The sequence below is a fragment of the Phaeobacter inhibens DSM 16374 genome, assembly GCF_000473105.1.
Lineage (GTDB): Bacteria > Pseudomonadota > Alphaproteobacteria > Rhodobacterales > Rhodobacteraceae > Phaeobacter > Phaeobacter inhibens.
Map to the genome: position 1 here is coordinate 270,384 of NZ_AXBB01000004.1, position 12,778 is coordinate 283,161.

Consider the following 12,778-nt stretch of genomic DNA (forward strand, 5'->3'; position numbering starts at 1 on the left):
GCTCATCACTCCCTGTGCCTGCCTCAGGCCGACAAAGGACACACCATGCCCCACCATCCTCATCGCCGCACGTTGTTGCTGGGGGCTGCCGGTTTCGCACTGACGGCTCTGACGTATCGCGCCAAGGCCCAGTCGGAGGTCGTGCAGGGCAGGTTAGTCTTTGCAGAAAACGCCAAGATCCCAAAAGGGCGGGTCATCCTGTCCCTGTCAGATCCGGGTCAGCCTGGCACCTCGGATCTGGCGCTGGAGTTCGACCTGATCAGCACAGGGCGGGCCAAGCGGATTGATTTCACCCTCTCGTCGGCGGCGCTGTCAGCCCTATCCCCGACTCTGCAGGTGGTGGCGCGACTTGAACGCGAAGATGGCTGGCTGATCGCCCGCGGCAGCACCAAAATGCCGACAGGCTCCCCGATCCATATCACCCTCAATACAGTGATGTACTGACAGGACCGTTCCCGCAGGCAGAGAGGGAGCGCCAATCGACGTGCCCCCGGCCTCTTGCTCCGAGCGGAGCATCGGCCTAACATGACATCGCTATCGGGTTAGCCACCAGGTCCGCGGAAAGCCGTCATCGGCACCCCAAACCACATCAGACGACAGCCTTCTTCGGTATGTCTCATGCCCGCACCTAGCGGACCGTCGGGCGCTGAATGAGGACACCGATGACCAAATCTCTGGACCAACTGCGCCGCGACGCAAAGGCGCTGCGCAAAGCCCATCACTCCCACGACACAATCGCCCAGCAGCGGATTGCGAGCCAGCGACCACGCAAGCCCGGCACCCCACTGAGGCATGCCGACTATCTGCATGTGATCGCGCGGGAAAACGGATTTCCCTCCTGGCCTGCGCTTAAGTTCGCGGCGGAGCTGCTGGGGATGGATCTGGCCACCAAACGCCAGCGTCTGCGCCGGGCGCTCTACGCTGGTCATTTTGCGATTGCAGATCAGTTGCTCGCCGATAGCCCAGCACTCGCGGATGGCGATTTCGGCCTCTGTCTCAGCCTGCTGCGCAAGGCGGATGTGCTAACGGCGCTGGACCAGTCCACGCAGCATGCAACGGCGCTGATTGGCGATGTTGCACCACCGCTGACCATTCTGGCGCGCTCCAGATGGATCCATCACGCCCCGGAGCTGGAGGCGGATATGCTGGCAATCGCCGAGGCGCTTCTTGCGGCGGGCGCGGATATCAACCTTGGCGCGCCGGTGCATGACGACAGCGACCACCGCCTGTCGCCGCTTTATTTTGCGATTGGCCACGCCGACAATATGGCGCTGGGGCAATGGCTGCTGGAGCAGGGGGCCAATCCTGATGATGGCGAAAGCCTTTATCACGCGACCGAACTGGGGCACCACGACGGCTTGCGGATGCTGCTGGCGCATGGCGCGGAGCCGGAAGGCACCAACGCGCTGCTGCGGGCCATGGATTTTCACGACGTACCGGCGGTGCAGCTGTTGCTGGATCACGGTGCCAGGGTGGACGCCTTTGACGGGCGCTCTGTCGGCGGTGAGGCGCCTTGGGTGGTGCCCGCGCTGCATCAGGCTGCCCGCCGCATGGCCGACCGGGAGATGATCACGCTGCTGCTGGACAATGGCGCGGCGCTGAACCGCCGGTTTCAGGGCGCGACCCCCTATGCTTATGCGCGGATCTTCGGCAACCGCGATCTGGCGCAGCTCTTGGCAGAGCGGGGCGCGGACACAACCCTGACCCCGGCGGAGGAGACCCTGGCAGCAGCCGCAGAGGGGACGTTCCCGGGGACAATGCTGACGCCTGAGGCGATCCCGGAGGCCTACCGCGACATCATTCGCCAGATCCTTCATCTGCCCGACAAGCTGGATCATATCCGGCGGCTTGTCGCTCTCGGCCTTGACCATGATCGCCCTGACAGTGAGGGGCTCACCCCGGTTCAGGTCGCAGGCTGGGAAGGGGTGGCGGAGGTTCTGCGCTACCTGCTGAGCCTCAAGCCCGATCTCACCCATGTGAACGGCTATGGCGGCACGCTGCTGTCGACCATCCTGCATGGGGCGGAACACTGCCCTCAGGCCGCCGCGCGCGATCACATTGCCTGTCTGGAACTGGCGCTGGGCGAGGGCATTGCCCTGCCGCGCCGCGCGATGGAGCTGACAGGCGTGGCAGAGGTGGCGGAGTTTCTGATGGACTGGGCCGAGCAATACCCCGGGCAGGTTGTCGACGGCGGCGTCGTCTGACTCCTGGGGCCGTTCTGTCAGGCGTCCGATAGCTGTAGGGAGTTGCATAGCTGACTGTTTAAATTTATACAGTCAGCTATGCAAATTGAACTCTTGGAGCCTTTGTATATGATCTCTCTCACTGTTCTTCACCTTTCAGGTGCATCATGAGCGCCGCCGCTGCACAGGCAGAGGGCGGTACTGTCACCTTGATCAACGTCTTTGAAGTTCCGGAAGGCGCTCTGCAGGCCTCGATCGATTATTGGAAATTGTCACGCGATTTTCTGCAAACCCAACCCGGATATGTCTCGACCGCTCTGCATCAGTCGATTGCGCCAGATGCCAAATTCATGCTGGTCAATATTGCGGTTTGGGAAAGCGCAGAGGCGTTCAAGGCAGCCTCGGCGAAGATGATGCAAACCGCAGGGATCGCGCCTGTAGACGGGCTGAACTTCACCCCCGGTCTCTACACGGTGATCGAAACCGACTGAACGCAGCTGGCCACCGGACCCGCTGATCACGGCGCCATTTTCGCACCGTGCCTCTGTGATGGCCCCGGTCATCAGCGTCGATGCGGGCGATACGTGCCTATATGCCAATGGAGGGTGCTGAAAGGCATCGGTTTTCTGGACAGCTATTAAATATGTTCACGCGCGGGATGTTCTGTCAGACTGGCAGCATACCGTTTCGCGCGGAGACAAAGCTGATGGACAAGACACCGCTCAAGGGCTGGAACCATGTTCCGCCTGTTCCGATCAAGGTATCCCCGTTTTTCACATGGCCGCCGCGGCCTCTGGAGATGGTTGGGTGGATCTGGAACTCCTGGTTTCTGATCACTGAAAAGCTGATCCTCGTCGCTGTCGCATTCATGTCCTTTTACTGGTTTCAGCCCCCTCTGGCGGAGAGCAGGGAGTTTGCATTTGACTGGATTGCGCAGATGTATCTGCGCAATCTTATCCTGATGACAGCTGTCGCCGGAGGGCTGCATCTCTATTTCTATGCCTTCACCAAACAGGGCCAGAGGCTGCGGTATGACCCGCGCCCCCTGATGAAGGCCGGACGCCAGTTCAAGTTAGGCGGGCAGATCCGGGACAATATGTTCTGGACCTTGGCAAGCGGCGTGACGGTCTGGACCGCCTATGAGGTCCTGATGTTCTGGGCGCTGGCCAATGGCTATGCGCCGATGCTGACCTTCGCGGCGCATCCGGTCTGGTTTGTGGCGTTGTTCCTGCTGATCCCGATCTGGGAGAGTTTCTATTTCTACTGGATCCATCGCCTGCTGCATGTGCCATTTCTCTACAAACACGTGCATGCGCTGCATCACCGAAACATCAATGTTGGTCCCTGGTCGGGGCTGTCCATGCACCCGGTTGAACATCTTATTTTTCTCGGCTCGGTATTGATCCATTGGGGTGTTGCGGCGCACCCGATCCATATCCTGTTTCATCTGCAATATTATGCGCTGACGGCCGCAACGACCCACACCGGTTTTGAGGGATTGCTGGTGAAGGACAAGAACCGGCTGGCCCTCGGGACGTTTCACCACCAGATGCACCATCGCTATTTTGAGTGTAACTATGGCTCGCTTGAAATTCCCTGGGACAAATTCTTCGGATCTTTTCATGACGGGACGATCGGGGCTGATGCGCGCATCCGGGAGCGTCGCAAGCGTTTGATGAAAAGCTGAGACCAGACGTGTCTTTTGTGGCTGAATATGTTTGATAATCCGGTTGTTATTCGTCGCGAACCTGTGTCTCATATAGGTGAAATAATCTGCGATACTGTGCAGATCCGATGCGAAGACAAGGAAGACAGAAATGTTCGATGCAGATCGTGTGCAGGAGGTCGCCCAGTCGCAGCTTGTGAATGCGCTTGACCTGTCAATGTTCTCCGAAAAGGACATTCTCAATACGGTGTTGCAGCGTTCTGAGGTTCTCTTTGATCTTGATCGCCGGGGCCTGCCGATCCGCCAATGGTCCAAGGGAAAGCCTGAGGCGCTTCAGGCGGAGGTGGCCCGACGGGGCGATCTGCTGCTCCGGCGTGCGATTTCGGTTCTCTATCTCGAATATCTCGCGCTGAAACCCACCTTGGCCTCCCTCGCACCGAAACATGTCGCAGACATCGGATGTGGCTATGGGTTCATTGACCTGTTCATCGCCCGGGATTTCCAGCCTGCGCTGACGCTGATTGATCTGGAAAGCAATGACGCAACGCATTTCGGGTTTCACGCTGAGGCGGCGGCTTACAGCAGTCTTGCCACGGCGCGGGCGTTCCTGCTGGCCAATGGTGTGGCGGCAGAGGCCGTGACGACGCTCAACCCCGGACACGAGGATGCAACCCGGATCACAGAGGTTGATCTGGCGCTGTCATTGCTCAGCTGCGGTTTTCATTACCCGGCGAACACCTATGCGCGGTTCTGGGAGACAAGTGTTAGGCAAGACGGGTCCATCATCCTTGACCTGCGGGAGGCAGGAGCTGCCCGCCAGCGCGAGGAACTGAGCCAGATCGGAGCGCTGCGCGACTTGTGGCGCGGCGAGAAATGGGCCCGTGTTCTGGTCAGCAAATCCGGTGCATAAGAAGACTGCCATCGGATGTTGTTCCGGATGAATTCTGATCCAGCAGATCACGCAGCATGCCTGACAGGGCGCGGTTGTCTTCGGGTCGGGTCTTAGGGTATCGCGGGGTGAAACCGTGCGATGTGCCGACGGGGATCAGCGGTGTGACTTGGCGCCCCTTTCAGCACCGTCCCTGAACCCGATGGGCGTCGTCGCGGCGCCTGTATTATGTCCTGCCGCTGTGGAGCGTTTTTTATGACCATCACCCATCTTGTGACCCATTCCGGCGGGTTTCATGCCGATGAACTTCTGTCCTCGGTGATCCTGACCCGCCTGTTCCCCGATGCGGAGCTGATACGCTCGCGGGATGCTGCATGGATCACGCCGGCGGCGGGGCGGATCATCTATGATGTGGGGCAGGCCTATGATGGGGAGGCGCAGATCTTCGACCATCACCAGCGCCCCAATCCCCTGCGCGAGGATGGCCAGCCCTACAGCTCCTTTGGTCTGATCTGGCATCATTTCGGGCGCGATTACCTCCGTGGTCTTGATGTGCCGGAGGCTGATGTCGACGCCATTCATCACGGTTTTGATCAGAGCTTCGTGCTGCCGGTGGATCTGCTGGACAATGGCGCGATTGATCCCGGTGTTGCCGGGCCTCTGGCGGGGATGACGCTGCCGGTGTTGCTGGAAACCCTGAAGCCGGTGTTTGATGACCGTCGCGATGGCGCGGATGATCAGGCGTTCCTTGCGGCGCTGCCGGTGGCGCGGGCCTTTGTCGAGGCCTCGATCCGGGGCAAGGCTGCGAAACGGCGGGCCGAGACCATGGTGCTTCAGGCGATTGAGGGGGCAGGTGCGGGCAAGGTGCTGGAGCTGCCGATGGGCATGCCCTTCCGCTCAGCGGTGGAGAAGGCGGGCGCCGATCACCTGCTGTTCGTGGTGCATCCGCGCGGCAGCGATTGGACGCTGACCACCATCCGCAAGAGCGGCGACAGTTTCGAGAGCCGCGCTGATCTGCCTGCGGCCTGGGCGGGTCTTATGGATGAGGCGCTTGAGGCGGCCTCTGGTGTCGCAGGGGCAAAATTCTGCCACAACGCGCGCTTCATCGCGGTGGCGCGCACCCGAGAGGCGATTATGGACCTGGCAAATCGCGCTGTTCAGGCGGTGTCGCAGACCAGCGAATAGCCTGTCTTTGCCAGCGCGCATGCGCCCTGCCACTTTGCGTCATGCAGGAGTGGCAGGGCCGAGAGCTGGAATAGGGGACGACACGCGCCCTATTCCGCGGAGGTCCACTCAGTCGCGGATCACATTGTACAGCGCCGGGCCGGGCACCACGCCTTCGATACGGGGCAGATTTGCGGTTTCGCGCATCAGGGCGGTGGCAGCCTGATAGGCCTCTGGGGTTTCCCACTGGGCGACGTTGATCAGCTGGTACTGCGCATCTCCCGAAAGAGACTGGTGCAGCATGAGCCATTGATCCAGCTTGGCGGCCGTGGCCGCGACCTCAATGGATTTGCTGGCGAAGGCGGCATTCGTCGGAACGAAATAGGCAAACGTCAGCCCCAGAACCACCAGCATGCACAGGCTGCTGGCCACCCAGAGCGCAAAGCCTGGGGCGCCCCAACCTGCCCAGAGGGAGCCGCCAAGGCCGATCAGCGTCGGCCCCACGATCAGCGGGATGGTGTTCGAGACAAAGTGATTGTTGGCGGCAAACCAAGTGAGGAACTCTTCGGGTGGCAGGCTGCGCCAGTAGCCACCCAATGTGACCCCGATGCACAGCATCACGCCGGAAAACCCGGCTGCGCCGCAAATCGCGAGGATGTTGAACGTCTGTTGTATCATTTTGCATCTCCGTCCGCGCGTGAGCCGTACCACATCCGCCAGATGAGCCCGTCACGCTTGATGAAATGGTGATAAAGTGCAGCGCCGACATGCAGCACCAGCAGGCCGACGATGGCCCTCGCCCCGATCCCATGGGGTATCCGGGGGGCGTAGTCGTGAAAATTCGGCAGATCCCCGGCGGCGGCGCCAAGGATGATTGCACCGGCTCCGGACAGCGCGAGCATGCCAATGCCGCTGGCCGCCATCCCGAGGATCACTACATAGAACAGCAGATGCACGGCTTTGGCGCTCAGGCTCTGCCAGATCGGATCCCCCTTCGGGCTGGCGGGTTTGCTGTCAGCAAAGACCCACCATGCAATCCGAACCAGTGTGAGAGCCAGAATGGTGATCCCCATGGGCACATGCGCGCTGAGAATCCCGATCTTGGCGTCGCCATCCGTCAGGCCCGCAGCACGGAAGCCGGAGGCAAGCAGGGCACAGATCAACAGCGCGCTTAGCCAGTGAATGGTGATCGCGACGGTGCCATAGCGATTGGATTGGCTTTTCATGTTGGTCCCTCCTTGTCAGATCTGTGGCGGTTCACTGCTCAGAGAGCGCGGCGCGGTAGGTCTTGATGACGGTATAGCCTCGCAGGAATTCTTCACGGCTCAGGAAAGCATCATCATTGGTATCCGCCCGGCGATAGTCCCAGGCCATCGCGCGGTGGTATTCGCGGAGGTCAATCGTACCATCACTGTTGCGGTCCCAATTTGCGAACAGGATATTGCGTGCGGCCTGAAACGCCTGCTGTCGGCCTTTTTTATCGGCGATAAACTCAAAGCCGAAATCCCATTCGATAAATTCGCCCTGCGCGATGGCCCCATCTTCATTGCTGTCAATGGAGGTGAAGATCGAGCGGCCGAAGTCCACGAATTGCCCCATGTCGATCTCAGCCGTCGCGCCGTCGCCGATTGATCCAAAGATCAGGTCCGACAGCTCCTGACCGGGGGTGGTTTCTGTGGACTGGGCTGCAAGAGGGGCCGCGACTGGCGCAATCAGGGTCAACAGCAGGGCGAGGGTGGATTTTGAGTTCATCATTCTAGCGCTCCTTCGGGTCTGATTTTATAGCGAGCTATTTATTTTGTTACATGCATTCCGAATCATCGTTGCTGTGGTGTATTATATAGTGAGCTATTTATAAATGAATAGCCTGCAATTCAATTTAACTGAGGATGTTATGAAACAGCCAAGAGAGACGTCTGCCGGATATCTGTTCAACCATCTGGCGCGGCTGTTTGCACAGGCGCTGCAAGAGCGGATACAGCCGTTGGGGCTGTCGATTGGTGTGTTCCCGATCATGCTGCACCTGTGGGAGGAGGAGGGGCTGACGCAGAAACAGCTGGTCCAACGGGTTGGGATTGAACAGGGCACCATGGCCAATACGCTCAAACGGATGGAGCGTGATGGTCTGGTCGTCAGCCAGCGGGATCTGAGTGACGGGCGGCGGCGGGAAATACGCCTGACAGAGCACGGACGGTCTCTGCGCAGTCCGGCATTGCGGATCGCGGCGGAGCAGAACACCTATATGCTGTCTGGTCTCACAAAAGAGGAGCAGGCGGAGATCCTGACCCTGGTCACCAAGATCATCCGAAGTGTCGAACGCTCCGCGATCAGCGAAAAAGAAGCCCGGGCTGACAGGGCCAGTTCTCACAGGGCCGATGGAGAGACGAGGTGACCCGCGTTTCGAGGCGTTATTGCATTCTATGCTATGGAATAATATAGGTAACGCATGACCTTTGATCAAAATACCTCAGCCGGATATCTGATAAATCAACTGGCGCGGCTTGCCTTTGAGGGGCTGCGCAAGGAAATCGAGCCGCTGGGCATTGTGCCCGGGCAGTTTCCGGCGCTGCTGGCGCTCTGGCAGCGCGACGGCCAGACCCAACGTGAACTGGTGGCCAAAACGGATGTTGAACAGGCAACCATGGCCAATACGCTGAACCGGATGGAGCGAGACGGGTTGATTGTCCGACAGGCGCATCCTGAGGATGGGCGGGCCCGGGTGATCTATCTGACGGAGAAGGCCAAGACGATCCGTGATCAGGCCTACCGGGCGGCTGGAGATGTGAACGACGCGATGCTGGCTGATCTGTCCGAGGCGGAACGCCGAACATTTATCGACCTGCTTCAGCGGGTGGTCAAAACGTTCCGTGGGGCGGACCTGGCCTGAGGCAACCCGTCCCCCCTTTCTCCGGCAAAGGCCTGGGGAAGGGGGGCGGGCGCACCGGTTCCGGGGGGCGGACCGGTTTCACGTTTGTCAAAAGACCCTAGTAGCCGGTGAAAGATTCGACCCGGATGTCCTGCTCTGCCACGCCGGCGGCGCTGAGCATTTTTTGCGTGGCGGTCACCATGCCCGCAGGGCCGACGCAATAGTAGATCGGCGCATCAAGCTCTCTGAGGTGGCGGCGGAGCATATCCTGATCAATCTTGCTGGTCTCGCCGACCCAGCCGTCATGTGCATCCAGATCCGTCATGGTGGCGATCAGCTGGATGTTGGAGTTGGCCTTTTGCAGCTCCTCCAGTTCGCGCAGGAAAGGGGCTGCCGCCGGTGCGCGATTGGAATAGAACAGCGTGATCTTATGCGGGGTCTTGGTTGCGGTGACGTCCCGAAGCATTGACATGAACGGGGTAATCCCGATGCCACCGGCAATGAAAACCGCAGGTCGGCTGGCATCCTCGTGCAGGGTGAAGGTGCCGGAGGGGCCGGCGACCGTCAGCTCAGCCCCGTCGGGCAGCGTGCTGAGGCTGCGTTTGAAAGCACTATCGCTCAGCCGGGTGGCGACCGTGATCTGCGGCTCATCCGGTGCGCTGACGATGGAGAGGATACGGGACCTGGTTTTGCTATCAGCTGCGGCGGTGCCCGCGATGGTCAGCCGGATCCATTGGCCCGCCTGATGCTGAAATCCCGCAGGTTTGGTCAAGTGAAACGCCATCGTCCCGGTTGCGATTGTCTCGCTGCTTGTCAGTGTGACCTTGGTGGTCGGCGCGGCCTTTCCTGACAGGCGAATACCATCGCGCATGTTCAGCCCCATCAGGACCAAATTGGTTGCCCCCGCCAGCAGTTCGACGACCTGCAAGCTGTAGAAGGTGGCATCGAATTGTCCGGCTGCGGCCCGGGATTCAAGGAAGAAGGCCATCGGCACCAGCACCAGCAGACCGTTGGCGCCAATAATGGGCATCCGCTTCTTCTTGGCCTAAACCAAGGCCTCGTTACGCCCGCTGGCCAGCGAAAAACCGGAGCCGCCGACAATCGCCATCGACGGGATCAGGACGAACATGCCCATCAGGATCGCGGATTTCACCGCCGCCACTGTCGCATGGGAGCCAAACAGTTCAGACAGGACGGTGGACGTCCAGAAAAGCAGAATGGTCAGAAAGCCAATTGTGCCTGCGATGGCATGGATACGTGTCTTCATGGCGGGTCTCCGGACTGCGTAAATTACAATGCCTGCTATCTATATAAATAGCACACTATGTAATTGCAATAACGTTTTGCTACCTTCATGCGAGAGAGGGTATTGGCCGACCGTCGCCTTGACGGATACCGCATGTGCCGTGGCAGGTCAGCCTTTCTGTCCAATTGTTTCGCGTGCGAAACATTCGGGCAGCGATGTTGATACTTTTTCTGGGCGTTGCGCAGGCTGCGGGCGCGGATATCTGGTGGCGCTGCAACAGACGTTTCGGCGGGGTTAACAGGATCGGACCGTAGGCATGCGCACCGTGCATCCGCCGACCATAGGTTGTTCTGCGCCGCCGTTGATGAGGCCAAAGCGGGTATGTACTGCGGTTTTTGCGCCGCCGCAGGTGCTTTTGTAACCGGGGCGGGCATCAGGTCTTGCCACGGAGGCAGGGCGCCGTTAACCCCCAAATACCCAGCGAAACGTCAGGCAGAACATCAACCGCAAAAGCGGAGACGGGACATGATTCTGCGACGAACTGCTGTGTCGACCTTTGCCCTGCTGGCCTCTGTGCCGGCAATGGCTGAAGTTGTCGAACTGGAAACAATTATTGTAACTCAGGAAACCGGTGATGCCTTCTTTGGCAAGAGCGTTTCTCTTGATACCGGCACTGTGGCCAAAAACGGGGATGCCATCGCCGAGACGCCTCGCTCGGTCACGGTGGTGACTGCTCAGGAGCTGGCGGAGCGCGGTGCCCAGAATGTGGAACAGGCGCTGCAATATTCTGCCGGGGTTGTGGGCGGCCAATGGGGGCTGGACAGCCGCGCCAACTGGTATCTGGTGCGCGGCTTTGACGCCAGCACCCTGCACGACGGGCTGCCTGCGCGTTATGGTTTTTACAATGACACCAAGCCGGAACCCTTCCTGCTGAACAGCGTCGAGGTGCTGAAAGGGCCGTCCTCCGGGCTGTATGGCAGCGGCGCAGTGGGCGGCGTGGTGAACACCACATCCAAGACCGCCGCACAGGAGGCGGAAAATCTGTTTCAGGTGCAGGTCGGATCTCATGACCGCAAACAGGCGGCGGTGGATGTCAGCGGTGATCTGAACGCCAGCGGCACTCTGCGCTATCGCTTTGTCGGTCTGCTGCGTGATGCGGAAACACAGGTTGATCATTCGCAGGATGATACTGTTGTGCTGGCGCCGTCGATCACCTGGCGGCCCAGCGACGATACGGAGCTGACCATTCTGGCCAACTATCAGAAAAGCGATGGCAGCCCGCTGATCCAGTTTGCCTCCATGGCGGGTACGCTGTTGCCTGCAACTGGCTTTGGCAATGGTGATTACCTGCCCAACAGCCTGTTTGTGGGGGAGCCGGGGTTTGACACGTTCAACACCGAACAGCGTGCCATCACGGCGATGTTCAAACACCGTTTCAACGCGGTCTGGAGCCTCAACGCCAATGCGCGCTATCTGGAGAGTGACGGCGAATACCAGCATGCCTGGTGGGCCTTCGACAACTTTGGCTCTGGGCGCTACAATCCCGATGGCACCATCAACCGGACCTTCTACCGGGCTGAAAACACGCTGAAGACCTGGGGGTTTGATGCCTATGGCACGGCGGAATACCGGCTTGGTGGCTTTGATATGCGCACCATTATCGGGGCGAGCTATACGCGCGGCCATTACGACAGTGATACAGGCTACGGTGCACAGGTTGGCCCGATTGATCCGTTCAACCCGGTCTATGTCGGTTACCCGACGGTCTCGGTGACGGATACGCCGGGGACCTCCATCACCGAAACCGGCGCTTATGTGCAGCAGCGTGCCAGCTATGATGACCGGCTGTTTGTCGATTTTGGTCTGCGCTATGGCAAGATCGAGAGCGGGCCGAGCAATGGCAGCTTTGGTGCGACCAGCACCGCGGCCAGTGACAGCGAATGGACCGGCAATGCGGCTGTGATGTACCGCTTTGACAACGGCATCGCACCCTACATTAGCTATGCTGAGAGCTTCCGTCAGGACGCCATTGGCAGCGATGTGAATGGCAAGGCGTTTGAGCCGACCCGTGGTGAGCAGTATGAGTTGGGTGTGAAATTTCAGCCAGCAGGCAGTGATACGCTGCTGACGGCGGCGGTGTTCGATCTGACCAAGTCCAATATGACGGTGGCGGATCCGGGCAATCCGGGCTTTCAGGTGCAGACCGGTGCCGCCTCGGCCAAGGGGTTGGAGCTGGAACTGTTCCACCGCTTTGGTGATCTGACGGTGGATGCGGCTTATACCTATCTTGATAGCGAAGATGCCGAAGGCGATTATATCGCGCAGGTGCCGAAGAATGCCGCCTCGCTGTGGCTGAACTACGCCCCTGAAGCGGGTGCCTTGCAGGGCTGGAGCTTTGGCGGCGGCTTGCGTTACAACGGCGAAGCCTGGGGCGGGACCGGGACCTATCTGACGCCGTCTTACACGCTGTATGATGCGGCGGTGTCCTACAGTCAGGACAATTGGCTGGTGTCGCTCAATGTGCAGAACCTCACGGATGAGCGGTATGTCACCACCTGTCAGGGCGGCGCTTGCTACTTTGGCGACGGGCGCAATATTGCGCTGACACTGACATCGAAGTTCTGAGCCTGAACCCGTGTGAAGGGTGAACGACAACTGCGTCCGCAAGATCTGCGGGCGCAGTTTTTTGTGTCGTGCGGACCGGTTTTGTAGGCCGAATATGCAAACGGCCCGCATGAGATCTGCGGGCCGTTTGGGAATTGCC

General features: G+C 59.8%; 14 protein-coding genes. 9 read left to right on the top strand and 5 right to left on the bottom strand.

Features of this window, described 5'->3' with window-relative positions:
* Positions 1–45: 45 nt before the first annotated feature.
* The 6 genes from INHI_RS0101295 (at position 46) to INHI_RS0101320 (ending at position 5,923) form a co-directional block, all read left to right on the top strand.
* Entirely contained in the window at positions 46–444 is a 399-nt protein-coding gene (locus INHI_RS0101295; RefSeq protein ID WP_014880833.1) for a hypothetical protein, read from the top strand.
* A 218-nt stretch (positions 445–662) separates the two neighbouring features.
* Positions 663–2,204 (top strand): ankyrin repeat domain-containing protein, encoded by a 1,542-nt coding sequence (locus INHI_RS0101300; RefSeq protein ID WP_027246442.1) that lies wholly within the window; start codon positions 663–665, stop codon positions 2,202–2,204.
* A 146-nt stretch (positions 2,205–2,350) separates the two neighbouring features.
* Positions 2,351–2,674 (top strand): antibiotic biosynthesis monooxygenase family protein, encoded by a 324-nt coding sequence (locus tag INHI_RS0101305; RefSeq protein ID WP_014880831.1) that lies wholly within the window; start codon positions 2,351–2,353, stop codon positions 2,672–2,674.
* A gap of 215 nt (positions 2,675–2,889) precedes the next feature.
* Positions 2,890–3,870, top strand: coding sequence for a sterol desaturase family protein (locus tag INHI_RS0101310; protein WP_027246443.1), 981 nt, complete (start codon positions 2,890–2,892; stop codon positions 3,868–3,870).
* 130 nt (positions 3,871–4,000) lie between these two features.
* A complete protein-coding gene (locus tag INHI_RS0101315; protein WP_027246444.1) occupies positions 4,001–4,759 on the top strand; it encodes a class I SAM-dependent methyltransferase in 759 nt (252 codons plus the stop codon).
* A gap of 234 nt (positions 4,760–4,993) precedes the next feature.
* Positions 4,994–5,923, top strand: coding sequence for an MYG1 family protein (locus INHI_RS0101320; protein ID WP_027246445.1), 930 nt, complete (start codon positions 4,994–4,996; stop codon positions 5,921–5,923).
* Between the two features lie 108 nt (positions 5,924–6,031).
* On the opposite strand, the gene INHI_RS20140 is transcribed toward INHI_RS0101320, so the two are convergent.
* The 3 genes from INHI_RS20140 to INHI_RS0101340 are packed head-to-tail and all read right to left on the bottom strand — an operon-like array spanning position 6,032 to position 7,657.
* Positions 6,032–6,580 carry a DUF1772 domain-containing protein gene (locus tag INHI_RS20140; RefSeq protein WP_051338918.1) on the bottom strand — a complete coding sequence of 183 codons (549 nt, stop codon included), beginning with the start codon at positions 6,578–6,580 and terminating at the stop codon, positions 6,032–6,034.
* Positions 6,577–7,128 (bottom strand): cytochrome b, encoded by a 552-nt coding sequence (locus INHI_RS0101335; RefSeq protein WP_014875505.1) that lies wholly within the window; start codon positions 7,126–7,128, stop codon positions 6,577–6,579. Before INHI_RS0101335 ends, INHI_RS20140 begins: the two co-directional genes overlap by 4 nt.
* Before the next feature lie 31 nt (positions 7,129–7,159).
* A complete protein-coding gene (locus tag INHI_RS0101340) occupies positions 7,160–7,657 on the bottom strand; it encodes an EF-hand domain-containing protein (RefSeq protein ID WP_027246446.1) in 498 nt (165 codons plus the stop codon).
* A gap of 139 nt (positions 7,658–7,796) precedes the next feature.
* Here INHI_RS0101340 and INHI_RS20145 point away from each other — a divergent pair, with 139 nt between their 5' ends.
* Positions 7,797–8,294 (top strand): MarR family winged helix-turn-helix transcriptional regulator, encoded by a 498-nt coding sequence (locus INHI_RS20145; protein ID WP_036766735.1) that lies wholly within the window; start codon positions 7,797–7,799, stop codon positions 8,292–8,294.
* 54 nt (positions 8,295–8,348) lie between these two features.
* Positions 8,349–8,789 carry a MarR family winged helix-turn-helix transcriptional regulator gene (locus tag INHI_RS0101350; protein WP_027246447.1) on the top strand — a complete coding sequence of 147 codons (441 nt, stop codon included), beginning with the start codon at positions 8,349–8,351 and terminating at the stop codon, positions 8,787–8,789.
* Between the two features lie 97 nt (positions 8,790–8,886).
* Here INHI_RS0101350 and INHI_RS20660 read toward each other — a convergent pair whose 3' ends face one another.
* Both INHI_RS20660 and INHI_RS21265 read right to left on the bottom strand, forming a co-directional pair.
* Entirely contained in the window at positions 8,887–9,798 is a 912-nt protein-coding gene (locus INHI_RS20660) for an FAD-dependent oxidoreductase (RefSeq protein ID WP_254656808.1), read from the bottom strand.
* A 15-nt stretch (positions 9,799–9,813) separates the two neighbouring features.
* Positions 9,814–10,035: a hypothetical protein gene (locus INHI_RS21265; protein WP_014880822.1), complete on the bottom strand. Its 222-nt coding sequence runs from the start codon at positions 10,033–10,035 to the stop codon at positions 9,814–9,816.
* A gap of 504 nt (positions 10,036–10,539) precedes the next feature.
* On the opposite strand from INHI_RS21265, the gene INHI_RS0101365 reads away from it, so the two are divergent.
* On the top strand, positions 10,540–12,639 hold the full coding sequence (locus tag INHI_RS0101365) for a TonB-dependent siderophore receptor (protein ID WP_027246449.1): 2,100 nt from the start codon (positions 10,540–10,542) through the stop codon (positions 12,637–12,639).
* The last annotated feature ends 139 nt before the right edge of the window (positions 12,640–12,778 follow it).

Bases quoted from the DNA above. Each gene is read 5' to 3' on its own strand.
- INHI_RS0101295 (WP_014880833.1), top strand. From the start codon at position 46: ATGCCCCACCATCCTCATCGCCGCACGTTGTTGCTGGGGGCTGCCGGT.
- INHI_RS0101300 (WP_027246442.1), top strand. From the start codon at position 663: ATGACCAAATCTCTGGACCAACTGCGCCGCGACGCAAAGGCGCTGCGC.
- INHI_RS0101305 (WP_014880831.1), top strand. From the start codon at position 2,351: ATGAGCGCCGCCGCTGCACAGGCAGAGGGCGGTACTGTCACCTTGATC.
- INHI_RS0101310 (WP_027246443.1), top strand. From the start codon at position 2,890: ATGGACAAGACACCGCTCAAGGGCTGGAACCATGTTCCGCCTGTTCCG.
- INHI_RS0101315 (WP_027246444.1), top strand. From the start codon at position 4,001: ATGTTCGATGCAGATCGTGTGCAGGAGGTCGCCCAGTCGCAGCTTGTG.
- INHI_RS0101320 (WP_027246445.1), top strand. From the start codon at position 4,994: ATGACCATCACCCATCTTGTGACCCATTCCGGCGGGTTTCATGCCGAT.
- INHI_RS20140 (WP_051338918.1), bottom strand. From the start codon at position 6,580: ATGATACAACAGACGTTCAACATCCTCGCGATTTGCGGCGCAGCCGGG.
- INHI_RS0101335 (WP_014875505.1), bottom strand. From the start codon at position 7,128: ATGAAAAGCCAATCCAATCGCTATGGCACCGTCGCGATCACCATTCAC.
- INHI_RS0101340 (WP_027246446.1), bottom strand. From the start codon at position 7,657: ATGATGAACTCAAAATCCACCCTCGCCCTGCTGTTGACCCTGATTGCG.
- INHI_RS20145 (WP_036766735.1), top strand. From the start codon at position 7,797: ATGAAACAGCCAAGAGAGACGTCTGCCGGATATCTGTTCAACCATCTG.
- INHI_RS0101350 (WP_027246447.1), top strand. From the start codon at position 8,349: ATGACCTTTGATCAAAATACCTCAGCCGGATATCTGATAAATCAACTG.
- INHI_RS20660 (WP_254656808.1), bottom strand. From the start codon at position 9,798: ATGCCCATTATTGGCGCCAACGGTCTGCTGGTGCTGGTGCCGATGGCC.
- INHI_RS21265 (WP_014880822.1), bottom strand. From the start codon at position 10,035: ATGAAGACACGTATCCATGCCATCGCAGGCACAATTGGCTTTCTGACC.
- INHI_RS0101365 (WP_027246449.1), top strand. From the start codon at position 10,540: ATGATTCTGCGACGAACTGCTGTGTCGACCTTTGCCCTGCTGGCCTCT.